We start from the raw sequence: 20,569 nt of genomic DNA on the forward strand, positions 1-20,569 counted from the left end.
AGCGATTTCGAAAGAATGGATGACAGAAATGAGCGAACTAACTGTATCATCTTTGTTTAAATGTGAGCATTCACCATATCCTAAGGGGTGCTTGAAAAGATGTATAAAATAGTGGTTGTAAAGTACAATAAGATGGGATACTCATAAGCTAAATTTCATTACGTGAGTTATCTACTATTTTCTTCATTCAATATAATTCTGTCTCTCTAATTTAGAAGGGTTAAATACGATGTTTAAAAATAAAAGGATTACATTAAAAACGAAAATACTAGGGTTAATTAGTTCCCTTATACTTCTCATTATTACGCTGCTTGCAAGTGTCTTTGCTTATTTACAAGCAGTAGATACTAGAAATCAAGTAGAACAATTAGCATTACAAGCGGCAAAATCGATTTCACTTATGCCTGAATTAAGAGATGCAATTGAACAAGAGGACTTAGAAACTCAATTTCGTCCTATCGCTGAGCAAGTGATAGATCAGGTAAACGCAGCAAATATTATCATTGAAAATCGTGATAAGATCATTTATTCTCATGTAGAAAATGATATTGAGGAAAGTGGTTTAGATGATACCAATGATCTAGCACTGCTATTTGGAGGCTCAAATATTTTTGAAGTTGAGCGAAGCAGTGGCTCCGTTATTATTGGGAAAGTGCCAATAATGGCCGACTATGGTGATTTCCAGCGCATAATTGGAGTCGTTTCGGTAGAGTTTTTGGAAACAGACATTTATCGAAATATTATTAGTAGAATTAAGACCATTGTCATTGCCTCTATTGTGATACTAATGCTCGGTATCATAGGTGGTATTTTTCTAACAAAAAGTATTAGAAAGGATACCTTAGGTTTAGAACCACACGAGATTTCATCGCTATACCTAGAAAGAAGCGCAATTCTTTTGTCTATTAAAGAAGGAATTCTTGCGATTGATCAAAATGGATTGTTAACATTAATCAATCATTCGGCTAAGAAAATGATGAATCTTAATGAAGAAAGATTAATTGGTCAGCATATCAATGACGTTCTAAAGAATTCAAAAATTGAAGAGGTTTTGCAAACAGGAAAAATGATGCACAATGTTGAGATTCTCTTGAATGATATCGTTTTTATCTTTAACGTTATTCCTATTATAAAAAACAATCAAATTATGGGGGCTGTATCTAGTTTCCGTGATAAGACTGAATTAAAGAATTTAATCAATACTATATCAGAGGTTAGGGCTTATTCAGAAGGCTTACGAGCGCAAACCCACGAATACACCAATAAATTATATTTAATATCTGGTTTGCTCCAATTAGAACGATATAAGGATGCTTTTGATTTTATTCAAAAGGAGTCAATCACCTATCAACATAGAAATCAAATATTATTTAATCAAATTCATGATGCTAATGTGCAAGCAATTTTGTTAGGGAAACTAGGGAAAGCTTCTGAAAAGAAAATAACATTAGAAATTGATCCTGATAGTCATGTCGATCCTTTGCCAAGCAATATTGAGGTAACAGATATTATTACAATTATCGGAAATCTCATTGATAATGCCTTTGATGCGGTCGCTAATCAACAAAGTAAGAAGGTATTGTTTTCAATTACTGGCTTTGGTAATGACATCATAATAGAAGTAACAGACAACGGAAAAGGGCTGTCTGAGGAACAAATAGATACCATATTCACTTTGGGCTATTCTTCTAAAGGGGAGAATAGGGGGTATGGCTTATTCAATGTTAAACGAATTGTGGAGTCATTAAGGGGCACAATTGAAGTGCATAATGATAAGAGTGGAGGAGCCATTTTTACAGTATACCTGCCAAAAAGGGCTTTCATATGAGGAGAGAAGTAAAGTGATAAAAGTTGTGATTGCAGAGGATGACTTTCGAATTGCACAAATACAAGAGGGATTTTTGAAGAGAGTATCTGATGTAAGCTTGGTTGGGAAGGCGTTAAATGCTAAAGAAACATTGAACCTGCTTGAGCAAGAAGAAGTTGATTTACTTCTATTAGATATTTATATGCCCGATGAGCTTGGAACTGATTTACTTCAGAAAATAAGGGGAGACTATCCAAATGTAGATATTATTATGGTTACGGCAGCAACTGAAAAAGCTATGCTAGAAAAGGCTATGCGTTTTGGCGTTTTCCACTATCTTTTAAAGCCGGTAACAATGGAAAAGTTTATTGAAATCATCGAGGAATATAAAAGGAAAAAAGAGCTCTTTAATAGTAGGGATGAAATCGATCAGTCAATTATTGATAGTTTCTTTGGCACTTCTGTCCAAACTGTGATGAATCAAAAGGACCTTCCTTCAGGGGTGGATCGTTTAACCTTGCAAAAAGTCAAAGAAATAATGTTTGAGCTTAAAGGTGGCGTTTCAATTGAGGAAATGGGGGAAAAGATGGGGGCATCTAGAACAACGGCAAGAAGATACCTAGAGTATTTGGTTTCAATCAACGTCTGTACAGCTAAACATGATTATGGAATTGTCGGAAGACCTGAAAGGAAGTATTACCTAATATGACAAAACACTGTAAATTTATGATAAAGGTCTAACGAATGAAGAAGAAACAACTCATGTTATTCCTACTGTTCATGATAATTCTCTTTACTTGCTCTACAAATGAATTTAAAATCGAGGAACCAATCACAAAAGAGGTAACGATTATTGCACCTAGCTCAATTGGTGGGGGATGGGATGTAACAGCTAGGGCTATGCAAGATATATTGATAAGTGAAAATTTGATGAATCAGAATATTTCTGTTATTAATAAAGTCGGTGTTGGCGGGGAATTAGGCTGGAAATATACAAAGGATCAAACAGATTCAGTAATAGCCATTAATTCAAGTCTACTTATCACTAATTATTTATTGGGTCAAAGTAAATTAACGTATAAAGACTTTACACCAATTGCCACCTTAGCGACTGAATGGGAAGTTACCATTGTTTCAAAAGGTTCGAAAATATCCAGTGCTAAACAGTTAATGGACGATCTCAAGAAAGATCCGCATGCTTATAAAATCGGTGTTTCCCCAAGGCTTGGAAATGATGATCAACTTTCCTTTGTATTAGCTAGTCAACAGGTTGGGCTGAAAACGGAACAGCTCGACTTTTATGTTTATGAAAATAGTGAACAAGTGGTGGAGGCATTATTAAAAAAACAAATCGATGTTGCCACGATGTCTTTATCAGAGGCGAAAAAATATGCTGAATCAAATCAAATAAAATTACTAGTGATTTCTTCTGAAAAAAGATTAAAGGAGTTACCAGAGGTTCCGACATGGGCTGAGCAAGGAATTGATTTAGTTTTTGAACATTGGCGTGGAGTGATGGGGCCTCCGAACATGTCAAATGCTGAAATTGAATTTTGGGATGCAACAATCGAAAAAATGGTGAAGACTGAGAAATGGAAGAAAACGCTTCAAATGTATATGTGGAATGATTTTTATAAAAATAGAAGAGAAACGATTATTTTTCTAGAAAATCAAAGTAGGATGTATGAACAATTAATGGGTATTCATATGGATTCGTAAATAAAGGGGCCGCTACATCTTAAAAGTAGCGGTCCCTTGTACTTAGTACTAGCTTAATGATAAGCCGATAGGAATACACAGTGGTGTTTGATCAACAGGATTTTCAATAATACAGCAATCAAGTCCAAATGCTTCTCTAATCATGCTTTTGGTAAATACTTTTTCAGGCGGCCCCTCTTGAAAAATTTTTCCTTTAACAATGCTAATAAGGTGGTCAGCATATTGTGCTGCCTGATTTAAATCATGTAAAACCATAACAATTGTTCGACCATGAGTTACGTTTAAATTGCGTAACAATTCTAGTATCTCAATTTGATGAGCCAAATCTAAATAGGTTGTTGGTTCATCTAATAATAAAAGATCTGTGTCTTGTGCTAAAGCCATTGAAATCCAAGCCCTTTGCCTTTGCCCTCCAGATAGCTCATCCAATGTACGATCCACAAAATCGGTCATTTTGGTGGCCATTAACGCGCGGTTTACAATCGCATCATCTTCCAGCGTTTGTCTAGACAATAAACCTTTATGTGGATGTCTACCATAATAACAAAGATCTTTAACAGTTATATCTTCCGGAGCTTCTGGACCTTGAGGTAAAATAGCCAATTTCTTTGCAATTTCTTTAGAAGATTGCTGATGAATGGCTTTTCCATCTAAATAGACTATTCCTTCTTGAGGTGTTAATAATCTAGCTAAGGAGCGCAAAATAGTTGATTTGCCGCAACCATTCGACCCAATAATAACACTAATCTTACCTTCAGGAATGACCAAATTTATATCATCAAGGATTTGAGTTGATCCATAGGACAGTGAAAGATGCTCGGCTGATAATGTTGTCATAAATGTTCACCTTTCTTATGCTTTTTTTCGTTCAGCACGTAATAAATATAAAAAATATGGTGCACCAATCACTGCTGTAATGATACCAGCAGGTATTTCTATTGGAGGAAATAGACCTCTACCTAGGCTATCAGCGACTAAGAGAAGGATAGCACCGAAGAGCGCAGAAGCAGGAAGTAAAACATTAAATTTAGATCCTACAATTCTTCTGGCAATATGAGGAGCGATTAAACCAATAAATCCGATAGAACCTACTGTGGCAACACATACGCCAATTAAAATAACGGAAACGCTTAGTAAAATATATCGCAAAAATTTTGAGCGTTCTCCAAGACCTGTAGCTATATCATCACCAAGGCTCAAAATATCTAATTTAGCAGTTAATCCAAATAGTATTGGGATAAGAATGAGGCATGGCAGCAAAAGATACACTTGGTCCCATCCTCTTGCCCAAAGACTTCCAGTCAACCATAGAAGAGTCATGCTTACATCATCTGGAAACTTAATCATTAAATATTCTATCCCTGCTTGACATATTGCTCCTAAAGCTATTCCCACTAAAGCCAACGTATTTGGCTGAGCACCTTTTTTATAAACAAACAGCATTAGAATGGCAGCAATGATAGCTGCTCCAATAAAAGCTGAAAGGGGAAGAAAAATAATAGGTGACGTTGGGAATAGAACAATGATGATAACGGCTGCTAAACCAGCCCCTTTCGTAACGCCGATTACATCTGGAGAGGCTAATGGATTACGGAGAATTCCTTGCAAAATTGCTCCAGCTGTTGCTAGTCCAGCTCCTACGATGATAGCGATTATAATACGGGGAATACGATAATTGTTTAGTATAAATCTTTGACTTTGTGTTCCTTCCCCAATTAAATTGTGAATGATTTCTGATGGTGTAATGTAAATAGCTCCTAAACCTAGACTTACTATTGATAAAATGAAGATGATGATTAAAAGCACAGGGAGAATAAGCTTAGGATGAAAATATTGTTTTTGCCTAAACTGTTGTCTATTATTCATTGTTTAATATGCCTTCCTTTCCTTGCTAAATAAAGGAAGAATGGTGCCCCAATGATTGCTGTAACAATTCCAACTGGCGATTCAAAAGGGTAAGCGATAAATCGAGCGAGAATATCTGCGTAAACTAAAAGTATAGCCCCAAAAAGTGCAGAGAATGGAATGATTCTTTGATAATCTCCTCCTAGCACTCTCCTAACAATATGAGGAACAATTAATCCTACAAAGCCTATTGGACCTGCGACAGCTACAGAAGAGCCAGCCAAAATAATGACCAGTATGCCTGCTAGAATACGGATGCGATTTACTTGTTGTCCGAGACCTTGGGCAGTGCTTTCTCCTAGGACAAGTATAGAAATAGATCGAGAAAGTAATAAGGCAATGAATAGCCCAGAAATAGACCATGGAAGAATGATCATAACATGTGTCCATGATTTTCCATTAATTGACCCCACTAGCCAATACAGAACATCCTTTGCCTGCTCACTAAAAATAATGATTCCTTGAGTTAAAGAGGACAAAAGAAAATGTACGGCCATTCCAGCTAACGCCAGTTTTACATGAGTCATTCCCCCTCCGGAAGCAAAGGAATAGACTGTTATTCCTCCTATTGCTGCCCCGATAAAAGCAGAGAAAACAAGCGATGGGGAAGAGAGAGAAGGAAAGAGGGCGAAAGCAGTGACAATAAACAATGAAGCACCTGCATTCACACCAAATACTTGTGGGGAAGCTAATGAATTTCGAGTAATCGCCTGCATAAGAGCACCTGCTACGGCTAAATTAGCACCAACTAATGCTCCGATGATAGCTCGGGGCAATCGAAGGGTCTGAATAATTAATTGATCTTTTGATGGATTGGTTTCGAAGAAGGACTTCAAAACCATTAATAGATCGACATCTGCTACCCCTACAGAGACACTAATGATAATTCCTAAAATTAATAAAACGATTGCAGTAATTGCTGTACTATATATTTTTACTTTACCTTTAACTATAGATTCCATTAACTACAACACACTTTCTTACAAAAGATAAGACTTACTAGAAAGAGAAGTAAGTAGAATAGCTTACTTACTCCTCTTTTATTTATTTTATTTTTCATTCAGCTTTGTTAATGTGTCTTTAGCAATTGCTTCTGCTGAAATAATGCCTCGGAATCTTGTCCATAAATCTCTATCAACACTATAAATCTGTTCATTTTTTACTGCTTTTAAGTCTTTCCAAAGTGGATTTTCCTTCCATTCATCAGTAAGCAGTTTGCCTTCATTATTAGCTAAAAGTAGTACATCTGGATTGATTTCTACAAGTTGTTCCAGACTCATTTCAACATAAGGTTGTTCGTTCTGAATGGCCACCTTCAGACCTAATTGTTCAAGCAATTCTCCATCATAAGAAGAAGTAGTATGTGCTTGAAATGATGTATCTCGTACAACCGCAGGTAAAACAGTTAGATTCGAATCATGGCTTAGCTTTGAATTAATTTCGTTTATAATTTGTTTATGTTCATTTAATCTCTTTTCAGCAGCTTCCTTTTGATCTAATGTTTCTGCAATTGTTTTAAAAGAGTCCAAATTATCCTGGTATGTCGATTCACGACTTTTTAAGACAATTGTAGGAGCTATTTGCTGCAAATCTTTGTAAATAGCACTGTGTCGTTCAGCATCTGCAATGATTAAATCTGGCTGTAAAGAGCTAATAACCTCTAAGTTAGGCTGTTCACGAGTCCCTACAGATGTATAATCTATGTCACGACCAACAAGCTTGGCAATCATATCCTTTTTATTATCATCCGCAATTCCTGTAGGCTGGATTCCTAAAGTATTTAAAGAATCAACAAAAGATAGCTCTAGAGTAACTATCTTTTGAGGAGTGTTAGTAATAATAGTTTCTCCCATCTCGTGTTTAATTGTTCTACTATTAGATTCTTTTGCTTCCGTAGAAGTTTGTTCCTTTTTCTCTGTTTCTGTATTTTTTTGAGTAGCATTGCATCCAGTTAAAACCATCATGACTGTTAATAGGAGCAATAGCGTTATACCACTCAATTTCCCTAACTTAGTAAATCCTTGCATTAGTCTAATCATTCCTCTCTGGTAATGTAAATGAAAATGATAATCATTAACAGGGATTATAATAGAATGTTCAATGCGGAGGGTCAATATAAAGAAAGTTATGTGACATAAAATTAATAGGAGTAAAAAGTTCATTTTGAACATTTTGTTCATAGCGGGTGACTAAGTTGAATATTCGCTTCGATAACATCGGGAGAGTGAGGGGAATAAACAGATATTTTATTTTCACCACCTACATACTTCCTTTAAATTCATACGAATAGATACGATTTTTTGGGCATACAAAAATCCCCTTTAAGTCTCAACGTATTGTAGTTTTTTTACGTTCTAATGAAAGGGGATAATATCATGTGCTCAAAAAGGTGAAGGTAATTTTCTTATTTTTTAGCTCCTTCATCCTTTATGAAAACATTTATATTAAATTTTTTAATTGAATTTTCAGTAATGGTGTTTAATTCATCTACAGTCCATGATTGGGGCTTAAAACGATAAGCTTTTTCTGAGAAATTGAAGACATCAGAGTTTATTTCCAGCCCTTTATTAAATGTACTTTGAAACTGTGATAAAATAATATTTTTAATATCATTTTCAATTGTTTCTTTGCCAATATTTTTTGGATTTTCTCTGATAGAAGCTTTTATTTCTAAATTAAGTATATATTTAGGAATCGAATTATCCACAATTTCTATATGATAATCTATAGTATCAATAAACATCGAAACAGACTTATCCTTTATTGATAATTTCATGTTTTTAAAATCCTTATTAAACCAATCTAACCCTGATAGTTCTTCTTCCTTTATCCAGCCATTGAATTTTTGATGTGAAAGAAAATAGGCACCACTTATTTTTAATATATCTTTAGATGTATTATCCTCCATCCAATAATCTTCACTAATCTGTATGGAAGGAACCATTATTGATCCAACTGGTTCATAATATCTTTTAATCATGTCTTGTACAGTACTGGTGGAGATGAACGAATTAAAGAATAATTGTTCATTTGGATCATAAGGAAATGTTAAGATAGGTGGTTTATAAAAGAGACCATGTACATTCATTATCTCTTTAATATCATCATCTTCAAATCCATAGGCTAAAGTATTGTAACGTAAATAGTAATCCCTACTAAAAAAATCAAAAAATTCATCTAAATGTCCATCCAATATATTTTTGGAAATAAAGAAAGTTTGTATATGTCCATAATACAAAGGGTTAACCGAATTCTTTTCTATATCATCGATTGCTCCCTGTATTGTTTCACCTTCTCCATGTCCAACAACAATTGGAGCAGGCTCAGATGAAATGCCAGGATCTGAGCCCGCAACATTCGTAAATCCGAAAGCTTGAAAATATAAATGATACACATCATTAGAATAATCTATACCAAGAGCGGTAATATAAACTTCACTTTGTATTTCCTTCGTGCCTAAACAACCGCCTAGCATAAATAATAAAGGAAAAATGAATGTTATTTTGAATATGCAAGTATAGTAATGGGACAATTATAATCTCCCTTCTGCTGAAAAAGCAGTCAGTCTTTTATTTTAATTCTAAATGGCATTTTTAAAAAACCTTTAATAAGATTGGGTATACTTACTTTGTAAAATGTAGAAAGGTAAGGATGCCCGAAACTTTCTAATGATGAGATATATGTTAAGAAAAATAAGACGCTTAAAACAAAGCCATACATTCCAAAAAAGGAGGCAATTACTAATGTAGCAACTCTTATTAAAAATACATTTCCTAGTATATTTTGATTAATTAATGTATAGCTAGATATAACAGTAAGTGCTCCAATTACTAATGTTGATGGTGATGTAAATCCTGCTCTTATGGCAGCATCACCAACTATTAAGCCTCCTAAAACTGCAACAGTTTGACCTACAGCTTTAGGTAAACGTATGCCCGCTTCTCGAAAGAGGTCAAAAAAAACGAGCATAATAAGAATTTCGAACGAAGAAGAGACGGGTAGTCCAATTTTAGATGCAGATATTGAAACTAGTAAGGGAAAGGGTAACTGGTTAAGTTGATGGACAGTTAATGCAATCCAAAACCCAGGTAAAAATATACTTGTTAATAAAGAGGTAATCCTTAAAATTCGTGAAAAACTCACAAATAAAAAATTAGTTTGATCATCTTCCGGGGCTTTCAAAATAAGTAGTAAATTTGCGGGTCCAATTAAACAGCTTGGACTTCCATCTACCAATATGACAAAACGGCCCTTATTGAGAGAACTTACTACAAAATCGGGTCTTCCTGAATAATCAAGGAGAGGGAAGAGGGTCAACTTATCATAAAGTAATTCTTCAATATGATAACTACTTGCAATATTATCTACTTTTATTTTATTTAGTTTGTTTTGTACATTCTTTAAAGTGGTCTGATCAATATTGTTCTCAATGTAGAGCAATAAAACTTTTGTTTTACTTATATCACCAATTGTAAACTGGTCACTTGATAAATTTTTACTTTTTAATCTCATTCTTATTAAAGAAAAATTGGTATCTATATTTTCAATAAACCCGTCTCTGGGTCCTCTTAATGAGACTTCCATATTTGATTCTTCAATGGATCGTTCAGGTAGTTTAGCTAAATTGGTTGAATATAAGCTGTTTGATGGAACATGAAAAAAATATAAAAAACCTGAGAAAATTTTGCTATTTATTTCATCTGTCTTCGTTCTGAACTCTTTTCTCTCCTGTACTTCTAAATAGCGATTTATAATTTCGACATCGTGTAAATGGCCTTGTTCAGCCAAAAATCTAATATTTGGTAATAATGAATTCAAAAAAAGTACACTATCAATTAAACTATGGCAATAGATAAATATAACTTCATGTTTTTCGTTATTAAACATATAGAATTTACTACTTACCGTTATATCTGATTGGTGACTTAATTCTTTATAAAAAAAATCCCTATTTTCAGTCAAGATTATGAACTCCCTTTTGCTTTTTTTCTAATACGTAGAAAACAGTCATAAATAAGAATAAAAATACAAAAATAGAAAGGAGATAAGTGCTTTTTATAAATGATAAAAAATCAGAAACAGACCAAGGAATTAATAATCCTATTGTTAAACATAGATAACAAATAAATAATATTAATTTTCGGTTTTTAAAAAAGGAAGATACAATATACATAAATAAACATATGCGAATAAAAGCCACTGATAATATTTGGAGAACAGATAAAGAATCCAATCTTGTAAAGTACTTACCAAATGATAAAACCCTCCATTGTTCGTTTAGAGGAAAGAGCATTTTCTGGGTTATATAGATGCCGAATTCAGATATAGCAGTCGCAATGGAAATAAAAACCAATAGGGCAAATATAATAGAAAAAACAAGTATTCCTTTTCTTTTCATTCTCTCTTTTACATAACCATTTAAAACAATTAAAATAAAACCCATTTCTAAAATACCAATACACATGTATAATATTCCCCATAAAATGGACGGAGTATTACTTGTATATACTGGTAATAATAGTTCATATTCATTGTTCATTGAGTTCCCTAAGTTGAGGAGTACAAACAAAAAAATGTAGAGTGAACAAATAATTATGGACTGGATAGCTATGGTTTTGATCCCTTTTAAGGAACCATAAAAGCATAATAATATAAATAAAATAACTGTTATAAAATATGGATAATCAGAGTTAAAACTTTCATCTGCCCAAATAATTGTAAATTTGAGTGAGACGAAAGTGGATGAAATAAAATAAACTATATATGAAGTAATGATGAATAAATAGAGTGGTCTGCTAGTCTGGACAGATGTTAATTCAAGAAATGAAGTATTATTTGTTGTAATTCTAGAAATAAACAAGGCAAAAAAGAATATTGGGATTACACTAGCTAATGCACTTATCCATGCTTCACGTTCGACCACTGTGAAAATTGTGGGAATTAAAACGAAATGTGCTAAAAAACTAACTGATAAGAATAACAAACAATATACATGTATTGGTTGTAAAACTTTGTTCATTTTATCTTAAACCCCCTCCTAACAATACTCCCCATGTTTGTTGTCATCTAATCTAAATAGACTTCTTTTTATTATTAACACACATGAACCCCGTTATAGCTCTAGCTCAAAATTTCACTCTCTTCATGGAAGTTAAAATGAGGCATTGCATAAATAATTAATCTAACAATGATGCTACTAATTATCAAAGCAAGTTAAAAAACTATCAAAAGTAGATTTTGATTTATTTTATATAACTGCTAAGATTTAACTAAATTAAAGCCTTTTTTAACAGTGCGAAACTGAGAAAAGGTTTATAAATTATAAAAAAATTACATAGATTATAAAATTTAATGAATATTTTTATGATTTAAATGAAAAGGGGGACTTTTTCAATTTGCTTAAGAAGAATATGATCATTTTAGAAAACAATCTTTATTTGAAAATGGGTTTAGTGAAAATACTGGAAAGTGATTACAATATTTATTCAGACATTGACTTATCTAAAAATCTTTATGATTTAATGAAACATTACAAGCCAGATATTATTGTCATTAATGATCTAAGTAAAAATAACCTAAAACATGTAAAACGGATTCGATCCGAATATCCTAATACATATGTTGTTATTCTTACTTCAATTATTTTAGAGGACGAAATTCATGAGGCTTTGTTAGCTGGCGTCTCAGGTTATGTTTTATATAATATAAAATCAAAAGAATTAAGAAAGGCAATAGATTTAATTTCCAAAGGTGAATACTACTTTAATAGTTCGACAATGACCATTTTTATAAAAAGTTATTTAAAACTTTTTGATTCGAAGGAAATCATATCTCATCTTTTTACAAAGCGTGAATATGTCATTTTGCTCATGCTTGCAGAAGGTAAAAATATACAAGAGATTAGTCAAACACTCAATATCTCGGAAAAATCGATCAATATAAATATTAATAAAATTTATAATAAATTATCAGTGAAGACTCGTATTCAAGCAATAGATAAAGCAGTTAAAAACAGGTGGATTCCTTATAATTTAGCTATATCTAATTTATATGTAAATTATAATAAAAAACGTACATTACTATAATAAAAGAAATCCGAATATTATTTATATTCGGATAATTTTGTTTTATTGGGGAATACTCCCTTTTAAGCAGCTAGCTCATTTTCTTTTAACTGATTTGTATCTACATAAAGCCTTTGACACCAAAATCGTTAATTGCCATAACGAAATTTCTTATATTACAAATACTTCTTTTTTCTTATATCTAATTATCAAATTATGCTTCATTTGAAACAAATGTTGATTTTGAAGACATGTGAATAGATGTTATGGTATTTGTTAATTAGAGATAAAGAGGTACCTAACATAGGTATTTTTGATTATTTCAAATGAATTTAATAGGGATTCTTTGCTCGATAGGTTTTAAAAAAAGTGCAATAAACCATAATGTAGTTACCAGTTCTATATATGCGTATTTTCGGCGTATTGATAGACAAATTAGTAAGAAATAGAGGTGAGAGTATGTACAATTTTTTAGATCGTTTCACTTTACAAAAGGTGCAATTATTAGATCATATCCATAATGAAAAACGTTTTTTTTCTAGTCAGGAGTTGGCTAAAAAAATGGATTTATCTGAAAGAACCATCTTAAAAATAGTAACAGAACTCTCAGGTGATTTACAAAAATTTGATGAAGCTACTTTTTTAAAAGAAATTAAACATAAGCAATTTAAATTAGATTGTAAAGATTATTTTTCGATTAAAGCAATAGAAAGGTATTACTTACAAAATTCTTTAGCATATAAAATCTTTAATGATATTTTCTACAATAAATTAGTCGATTTTAATATGTTTATTATAGAGAATTTTACAAGTCAAGCTTCTATATATCGCCAAATTAATAAGATTAAACCTTTATTAAAAGAATTTCAATTAAAATATACTTCTCAGGATTTCATTACACTTGAAGGATCTGAAAAACAATTCCGCTATTTCTATTATTTGTTCTATTGGAATTCATGTTGGGGAGAAATTTGGCCTTTCACAGGAATATCTAGAGAAGAAATATTAGAAGTAATTAAGGGGTATAATCGAGAACTTCCAATATCTGTTTTATATTTGCTGGCTATTTGTTTAATAAGAGCTAAAATGGGTTTTGTAATAGAAGAAGACGCAGCATATACAAGATACACAGAACATCATTATCAATATGAAAAGTTTTCACAAACATTTAGTTCTTTATTTAAAAAATTCACAGCCCTTAATGATGAAGCAATAGAAAAAGAGATAAAGTTTTCATTTTCATTTCTAGAATCTCAACATCGTTATGAGAAAAATGAAAGTACAATAAGTTTAATGATGAATTTTGCTCAATACCATAATCAAGAATTATTTGTGCAAGCTACTTTGTATTGGATGGAGAAATTCAGGGAGTTTTTTTCTATTACTTTAGATATAGAGGAATATGGCGTATTGTTTGTAAACTTACTTAACCTTCATTATTATACGGTGAATTTTTCTGGTCCTGCATTTCTATTTAAAGAGGATCTTTATAAAAAGAGATTTGATAGTCATGCCACTATACAAATTGAAATTATGAATCAATTTTATGATTATCTCTTAGAGAATGAAGCATTCTATAAGATTTTTGAACGTAGGGAGCTTTTAATTGGTAGATATCATCGATTACTAAAACAATCAATCGACGTACTTAAAAGAAGCACAATAAAGGTAAAAATATACTCTGTGATAAATGATGTTCCTTATTTATTTGATAAGGTCAAACGCGTTTTTTCGCATGTTGATTATTGCACAAAAGATGAAGAAGCCGAATTGATAATCACTGATCGCCTATACTTAAATATTGCTAAAGATAAAGAAGATATTTTTGTGTGGAATTCTATACCTGAAAGGGAGGATTTTTTCAGACTAGGTAAAAGACTTCAAAAAATTTATTTTACTAAAGAACAACAGCCAGACCAACTACTTTTAAAAACATTATTAAGTCAAGTATAGAGTGGGGGAATTTAATTGATCTTGAGAAAAGGATACTGGGATAAAAATTATTGGATTATTTGGAATATTGAATTTAAAAATGATAGAAGGAGAATATAAAACTAAGTTATACATGATGAAAAATATTATTGATATAAATCTATTATCATTGATTTTAAAATACATACTTTTGTTGGGTTTGATGTTTTCTTGAAAATTACTGAAGGAAAGGATACTAGACTCATAGATGATAAAAAGTTAGACAGAGCAGACTATACATCAGAGGTTAGAATGCTACCGTGCTATATAAAATAGTTTGGATAATAGAGACACGAACCAATGATAAAGTAAGACAAACTTATTACCTATTGTTATTAAATGAATAACCAGTAAAACAAACAAATTTTCGTTTACTACATTTTCAAATCAGAGGGGATAATTATGATGTTACGCAATCTTTCCACAATGAAAAAATTATTAATCTTAATGTTAATATCCATATCTACAGTTGGTATTATTCAAGTGGTTGGGTATAACACGATGAAATCTTTAAAAAATAATATAGAGGATATATTTAAGGACCGCTTAGAACCAGGGATTATATTGACTGATTACAGGCTAAATAATCGTATTATTTTAACAGATATGTATAGATCCTTCCTTTATACTGATGAAAAAACGATTGAATTAATCAATAATGAGGTGAACAAAGCTTTTGAAGATAATGAAATGAATCTTCAATTACTTAATGACACCAACTTGAAGTCAGATGAAGCAGAAATTATAAGTGAACTGGTGGAACAATATCCAATTTTTAAAGAGACTATGGAGCAAGTATTCCAACTGAGTCTTGCTAATAAGAATGAGGAAGCGTTAAACCTCTATTATTCTATAGGTGAGCCTGAGTATAATAGCATTTTATCAAAAGGTTTAAAGTTAACAGAACTGAATAGAGATTATGCAAGCTCTTTATATAAAGATAGTGTAGACCAAGTAGATAAAAATACTAGAAATACAATGATCGTTTCAGTGGTATTAAGCATACTGTATGTTGTAATTGGGTTTATTGGTGTTCGAAAATATATAACTGCTCCAATAGAAAAAATAAAAACTGCTGTTCAACGAGCAGAAGCGGGGGAATTGAATTTTAGTGTAGATTATGATTCTAAGGATGAATTTGGGATATTATCTTCCTCACTTAATCGTATGATTGCTCAATTACGAGATTTAATTGGTCAGGTAAAGCAATCGTCTGAACATATGGTAGCGTTTTCTACAGAACTCACAGCAAGTACAGAACAAACAAATTCAGCTAGCGAGCATATTGCGACTGTTACGTTAGATATTGCAAGCGGATCAGAGCATCAAGTTAGAACGATAATAGAAACAGAAGATATTGTTACACAAATGGTACAAGATGTCCAAACAATTGAAAGTAATTCAACTAGCGTATCAGAGGCAGCTATCCACGCAGAACAAATATCAGTGGATGGGAATGAAATCATTAAAAACGCTGTTCAACAAATGGACAAAATCCAAACTTCTATCGATAATCTAAATAATGTGATCTTTGGTTTAGGTGATCGCTCTTCAGAGATTGGACAAATCGTAGAAGTTATTACAAGTATTGCTGAACAGACTAACTTACTAGCATTAAATGCAGCGATTGAAGCGGCAAGAGCAGGGGAAAATGGTAAAGGTTTTGCTGTTGTTTCAGAAGAAGTTCGAAAATTAGCTGAAGAATCTTCTTTATCCGCACAGAGAATTTCTGTGTTAATTGATGGAATTCAAACGGAAACGAATAGAGCAGTAGAATCAATGCAGTTCACAACAAATGAAGTGGTTATAGGTATGAATAGTGTAAACACCGCAGGAGAAGCCTTCAAAAAAATTCAACATGCTACCAAACAAGTATCTGTTCAAGTTCAGGGGATTTCTACTTCGGTAGAACATATGGCTATAGAAATGAATAATATGACTGATTCGATGAAGCAAATCAATGGAATCGCCCAAAGTTCTGCAGAAGGAACACAAAATATTTCTGCAGCTACAGAGGAACAGCTAGCCTCAATGGAAGAAATTACAGCATCTACTTTTACACTTTCTAAAATGGCAGAAGAATTACAAAATAAAACAAATATGTTCAAAGTATGACGTGTATGATTTATTTGAAATTCTTAGGCAAAGATAAAATGGTTTGATAAACAGACATTATGAACTATAAGCCAATAAATTAGTATTAAATGTTACTATAGTATTTCACACGAAATGTATTTACATTTAACTATTTAACGCTCGACCAGGAACTCATATAACAAGTGAGTTTCTGGTCTTTTTTATGTGGAATCATAAGAATTAGACAGATTCCTCATCAATGATATAAATCCATATGTTTAAGATTTTATATGCATATGAAGATGCAAGCGTACCTCTTACAAAAAATATAACAGCTTTAGCACAAGTGTCTTCTAATATATACGGTTATGATTTTGCATTTGATCGACTATCAATCCATTAGTTGCTACAAGGATTTAAGATGGGGTAAACCTTCCATTGCTATTACTATTTACAACTTCGCGGCTTTCTATATTTGGGGGATACAATGAATCCCTCAATTTTTTACTAATTATTGAGGACGTTAAATTATTTACATAACCAAGGAAGTGTTGAAATAGTATTAAAAGTGTATGCATATATTGAACTTTAATCCTCAAATATAGGAGTGGGGCAAGTGAAGGATATAGAGTTGTTTTTAAAGAAATTACATTACTTTGATAATAAATTTAAGTTATTTATTTATCAAAACAAGGATCATCTACTAGTTGATTATTTAGAGTTGTGTGCGTTAATTGATGAGTATTCTTCTTTTATTATAAATCATGACAATGAAACACAATGGAATAATTTAGGGCGGTCAATTGAAATAGTATCATTAGTTCAAAATCTACGAAAGAACTCTTCTGTTTGTGTCCAAATCATGGAAAAATACCGGGCTTTATTATTAAGTCATGAAGAAAAGGAGATGACGGATTACTTTCGTAATATAGGAGACTGTATTGGCAAGGAATTCGGAGGTTTTCAAGTTACTAGTCAATCGAAGGTACTTTTAATAGGATCTGGGTCTTTTCCTATAACATTATTAATGGTTGCGGAACAAACAGGAGCAGACGTTTTTGGAATTGATATTGATGATGAGGCGATTCAGTTGGGGAAACATGTAGTAAATAAATTAGGAAGTCATTTATCCATTCAGATTGACAAGAAGACAGTAAGGGAGCTCGCAGTTATGGAACAGATTAGTCATATTATATTTAGTTCAACTGTAAGCAGTAAATATGACATATTAGACCAATTATATGATGTAACAAATAAAGATGTACTGATTGCTATGCGTTATGGAAATGGGTTAAAGTCTCTTTTTAATTATCCAATGCAGAAGGTAAATAAAAATAAATGGCATATAATAGAAGAAATTATCCATCCTCAACATGTCTTTGATGTTGTTTTATATCAAAAGGTACAATGAATTTAATAGGTGAGGAGAAGACTATGTCTTATTTTAATAAAGTATTACTGTTAGGAACGGGGCCTACAGTAATTCAATTAGCTGTGAATTTCAAAAATTATTGTAATAGTAAAGTAGCTATTGCAGGTCGAGAATCTTTACGCTCCAACATTTTCTTTGATACGATCGTTCAGCAACAACTTGCACTCAAAGTATTTATTCAAAATACACAACATCAGTCTGTTGCGGGAAAATGTACGATTGATGCGTTTTTTAAGGGTTATCATAAAATATCTGGAAATTGGGATACCGTAGTTCTTTGTGTTACTACAGACTCTTATCTTTCAGTATTAGCACAAATTGATACGAAAGTGTTGAAGCAGGCTAGCTGCTATATATTAATGTCACCTACATTTGGTTCTAGTCATTTAATAGCAAATTTCCTAAAGAATCTAACTCCTCAGGCAGAGATCATTAGTTTTTCAACATATTATGGGGATACTAGATGGATAGATGGAATACCATCAAATGAAGTATTGACAACAGGAGTGAAGAAAACAGTTTATGTAGGTTCAACTTACTCAAAATCACATAGACTAGATAAATTATCTGAATTATTTCATCATTTAGGGATTCATTTAAAAAAATTAGCTTCTCCCCTTGAGGCAGAAACAAGAAATATTTCTTTATACGTACATCCACCCTTATTTATGAATGATTTTTCATTAAAGGCAATATTTGATGAGGATAGTATAACAAAGTATGTGTATAAGCTTTATCCTGAGGGTCCTATTACTTATACAATAATTCGGCATCTATTAAATTATTGGAAAGAAATGATGGAAATTGTGAAACACTTCGATATTCAACCTCTCAATCTATTAAAATTTATGGTAGACGATAATTATCCATTGCAGCCAGCAAGTATAGACGGACAAGAAATAGAGAATTTTAATAAACTCGAATCTATACATCAAGAATATCTGCTCTATATTCGTTATGCATCCTTATTAATTGATCCATTTTCTATACCAAATAAAGAAGGAAGATACTTTGATTTTTCTGCCGTTCCTTTTAGAGGTATTTATAAAAATCTTGATGGAGAATGGGATATTCCTAGAATGCCAAAAGAGGACTATTTCCGTATGAAAATCATTCAAGGGATTGCGCATGCCCTGAAATTGAAAAGCCCGACGCTTGATTATTTTGTACAAACCTATGAAGAAAAACTACAACAAGTTGTGGCTTCATCTAAGCATAAAATCTTTTCTGATGCCTTTCAAATAAAATCTTTTTCACAAGAAATAGAGATGATTTGTAAGGAGTTAATTTTGAGTAAGAAAACAAAAGAAGGAGAAGAAGAATATATAAAATGATAAAAAGCTATTAAGTTTACAATAAGGTTTAACAAAAAAGCCACTATAGCGGTGTGCGAAAACTAAGGGCAATTAGCGGACCTTTCAAAATTCTTTAGACATGGCTCAGTTTCCGAGTTTTTCATGCGTAGTGCAAGCCACCAATTAGTAGATGGGTGGTTCTATTTCAAATTGACAATGATAATCATTATCGATAAGGTGGGGATAGACGAAAGTCATCATGCCCACCTTTTCGCATTTCAGGGGCTAAACATGATCAGTAATTTGGCTGAGATGACTCAACCCGCCGATTGATTATGGAATCCTTAAAATCAGTTCTCGATGCCACTGAAACTTACTTTGAGCAGTAGCTTGTTGAGGGGTCCATGCTATTTGTTGTCAAAAGCCATTACTAGTAAACAATTTTGAAACGAGGTATGCAATTTGAAAATCGATGTGAATCAGTTAGCAGAACATTTAGCACATATTCCTTTCCAAGTAGAAGGAATATATCGATATACGAGTTATTTAGGTGTGCCGTACGCTGATTATACAGATTCCTTTCCTGGATTTATTTTTCCACTTACAGGGAAAATACAATTTCAATTTAATGGCACGCCTTATATCTTTTCACCAGGAAAAGTTGTGCATGGTGGTGCAAAAATGAAACTAGATCAAAAAAATTTTGATAATGCGAACTGGGAATATATTCTTGTTTTATACCGAATATGTAACTCAGAAATACAAGAGTCCAGTTTTTCTCATCAGCATTTTGAATTATCGACTGGACAATCTCCTCGTCTTATTGAATTACTTATGCGTCTTTGGCATGTATATAATCAGCGCGGAGGTATTTCAATGTTTCAGACCGAAATGCTGTTTCGCGATGTACTGAATGAAGCCTTATTATGTGTTGCTAATAGGCAAAATAGCTGTGAATCACATACTTTATTCGAACGGGTATCTTCTTATATTCATGAATACTATCATCAAAGCCTTACAATCCCCTTGCTTGCAGAACAATATAACGTGAATCGAAATCGACTTTCTTATGTATTTAGAAAACATGCAGGTATGGGACCAGCAGAATATTTATTAAAATATCGTATCAACATGGCGCAAAAAATGCTTTTTACAAGTGATGCGCCTGTACAATATATTGCGCAAACTGTTGGAATTGCTGATCCCTTTTATTTTAGTAGAGTGTTTAAGAAACAATTTGGTCTTTCTCCTACTGAATATCGAGAGAAGTTCATCAATAATCCATGCTAATTTCAACAAG

The 20,569-nt window shown here is 32.4% G+C and carries 16 protein-coding genes; 9 read left to right on the forward strand and 7 right to left on the reverse strand.

The features are described from left to right. The first annotated feature begins 229 nt into the window (after positions 1-229). The 3 genes from MHI04_RS06540 to MHI04_RS06550 are packed head-to-tail and all read left to right on the forward strand — an operon-like array spanning position 230 to position 3,526. Positions 230-1,828: a sensor histidine kinase gene (locus MHI04_RS06540; RefSeq protein WP_036124914.1), complete on the forward strand. Its 1,599-nt coding sequence runs from the start codon at positions 230-232 to the stop codon at positions 1,826-1,828. A gap of 13 nt (positions 1,829-1,841) precedes the next feature. Continuing rightward, positions 1,842-2,516, forward strand: coding sequence for a response regulator (locus MHI04_RS06545; RefSeq protein ID WP_058843327.1), 675 nt, complete (start codon positions 1,842-1,844; stop codon positions 2,514-2,516). Between the two features lie 35 nt (positions 2,517-2,551). Then, positions 2,552-3,526 (forward strand): tripartite tricarboxylate transporter substrate-binding protein, encoded by a 975-nt coding sequence (locus MHI04_RS06550; protein ID WP_036124911.1) that lies wholly within the window; start codon positions 2,552-2,554, stop codon positions 3,524-3,526. Positions 3,527-3,574: 48 nt separating this feature from the next. Here the strand turns inward: MHI04_RS06550 and MHI04_RS06555 are convergent, their stop codons facing one another. The 7 genes from MHI04_RS06555 to MHI04_RS06585 form a co-directional block, all read right to left on the reverse strand. Beyond that, positions 3,575-4,363, reverse strand: coding sequence for an ABC transporter ATP-binding protein (locus tag MHI04_RS06555; protein ID WP_036124909.1), 789 nt, complete (start codon positions 4,361-4,363; stop codon positions 3,575-3,577). A gap of 15 nt (positions 4,364-4,378) precedes the next feature. After that, the gene (locus MHI04_RS06560; protein WP_058843329.1) at positions 4,379-5,392 is read right to left on the reverse strand and encodes an iron ABC transporter permease; all 1,014 of its coding nucleotides are present in this window, start codon (positions 5,390-5,392) and stop codon (positions 4,379-4,381) included. Continuing rightward, the gene (locus MHI04_RS06565; protein WP_342535427.1) at positions 5,389-6,393 is read right to left on the reverse strand and encodes an iron ABC transporter permease; all 1,005 of its coding nucleotides are present in this window, start codon (positions 6,391-6,393) and stop codon (positions 5,389-5,391) included. Before MHI04_RS06565 ends, MHI04_RS06560 begins: the two co-directional genes overlap by 4 nt. 87 nt (positions 6,394-6,480) lie before the next feature. Beyond that, entirely contained in the window at positions 6,481-7,458 is a 978-nt protein-coding gene (locus tag MHI04_RS06570) for a Fe(3+) dicitrate ABC transporter substrate-binding protein (RefSeq protein ID WP_342535760.1), read from the reverse strand. A gap of 377 nt (positions 7,459-7,835) precedes the next feature. Then, positions 7,836-8,963 carry a Ger(x)C family spore germination protein gene (locus MHI04_RS06575; RefSeq protein WP_342535428.1) on the reverse strand — a complete coding sequence of 376 codons (1,128 nt, stop codon included), beginning with the start codon at positions 8,961-8,963 and terminating at the stop codon, positions 7,836-7,838. A 29-nt stretch (positions 8,964-8,992) separates the two neighbouring features. Continuing rightward, entirely contained in the window at positions 8,993-10,393 is a 1,401-nt protein-coding gene (locus MHI04_RS06580) for a spore germination protein (protein ID WP_089932134.1), read from the reverse strand. Further along, a complete protein-coding gene (locus MHI04_RS06585; protein WP_342535429.1) occupies positions 10,386-11,450 on the reverse strand; it encodes a GerAB/ArcD/ProY family transporter in 1,065 nt (354 codons plus the stop codon). Before MHI04_RS06585 ends, MHI04_RS06580 begins: the two co-directional genes overlap by 8 nt. Positions 11,451-11,826: 376 nt before the next feature. Between MHI04_RS06585 and MHI04_RS06590 the strand changes: the two genes are divergently transcribed. From MHI04_RS06590 to MHI04_RS06615, 6 genes are all read left to right on the forward strand, one after another. Next, complete coding sequence (locus MHI04_RS06590; protein WP_271912668.1) at positions 11,827-12,516, forward strand: response regulator transcription factor; 690 nt, start codon at positions 11,827-11,829, stop codon at positions 12,514-12,516. 438 nt (positions 12,517-12,954) lie between these two features. Next, positions 12,955-14,448, forward strand: coding sequence for a helix-turn-helix domain-containing protein (locus MHI04_RS06595; protein ID WP_036127189.1), 1,494 nt, complete (start codon positions 12,955-12,957; stop codon positions 14,446-14,448). Positions 14,449-14,868: 420 nt separating this feature from the next. Next, positions 14,869-16,581 carry a methyl-accepting chemotaxis protein gene (locus tag MHI04_RS06600; RefSeq protein WP_089932140.1) on the forward strand — a complete coding sequence of 571 codons (1,713 nt, stop codon included), beginning with the start codon at positions 14,869-14,871 and terminating at the stop codon, positions 16,579-16,581. 577 nt (positions 16,582-17,158) lie between these two features. Further along, complete coding sequence (locus MHI04_RS06605) at positions 17,159-17,953, forward strand: nicotianamine synthase family protein (RefSeq protein WP_330493511.1); 795 nt, start codon at positions 17,159-17,161, stop codon at positions 17,951-17,953. Positions 17,954-17,976: 23 nt separating this feature from the next. Continuing rightward, positions 17,977-19,308 (forward strand): opine metallophore biosynthesis dehydrogenase, encoded by a 1,332-nt coding sequence (locus MHI04_RS06610; protein WP_170829789.1) that lies wholly within the window; start codon positions 17,977-17,979, stop codon positions 19,306-19,308. A 423-nt stretch (positions 19,309-19,731) separates the two neighbouring features. Continuing rightward, positions 19,732-20,559, forward strand: coding sequence for an AraC family transcriptional regulator (locus MHI04_RS06615; protein ID WP_036127185.1), 828 nt, complete (start codon positions 19,732-19,734; stop codon positions 20,557-20,559). Positions 20,560-20,569 lie beyond the last annotated feature (10 nt).

Origin of the sequence: Lysinibacillus sp. FSL K6-1151, from assembly GCF_038630755.1 — a bacterium.
Lineage (GTDB): Bacteria > Bacillota > Bacilli > Bacillales_A > Planococcaceae > Lysinibacillus > Lysinibacillus fusiformis_D.

Bases quoted from the DNA above. Each gene is read 5' to 3' on its own strand.
- MHI04_RS06600 (WP_089932140.1), top strand. From the start codon at position 14,869: ATGATGTTACGCAATCTTTCCACAATGAAAAAATTATTAATCTTAATG.
- MHI04_RS06610 (WP_170829789.1), top strand. From the start codon at position 17,977: ATGTCTTATTTTAATAAAGTATTACTGTTAGGAACGGGGCCTACAGTA.
- MHI04_RS06560 (WP_058843329.1), bottom strand. From the start codon at position 5,392: ATGAATAATAGACAACAGTTTAGGCAAAAACAATATTTTCATCCTAAG.
- MHI04_RS06595 (WP_036127189.1), top strand. From the start codon at position 12,955: ATGTACAATTTTTTAGATCGTTTCACTTTACAAAAGGTGCAATTATTA.
- MHI04_RS06555 (WP_036124909.1), bottom strand. From the start codon at position 4,363: ATGACAACATTATCAGCCGAGCATCTTTCACTGTCCTATGGATCAACT.
- MHI04_RS06585 (WP_342535429.1), bottom strand. From the start codon at position 11,450: ATGAACAAAGTTTTACAACCAATACATGTATATTGTTTGTTATTCTTA.
- MHI04_RS06570 (WP_342535760.1), bottom strand. From the start codon at position 7,458: ATGCAAGGATTTACTAAGTTAGGGAAATTGAGTGGTATAACGCTATTG.
- MHI04_RS06540 (WP_036124914.1), top strand. From the start codon at position 230: ATGTTTAAAAATAAAAGGATTACATTAAAAACGAAAATACTAGGGTTA.
- MHI04_RS06550 (WP_036124911.1), top strand. From the start codon at position 2,552: ATGAAGAAGAAACAACTCATGTTATTCCTACTGTTCATGATAATTCTC.
- MHI04_RS06565 (WP_342535427.1), bottom strand. From the start codon at position 6,393: ATGGAATCTATAGTTAAAGGTAAAGTAAAAATATATAGTACAGCAATT.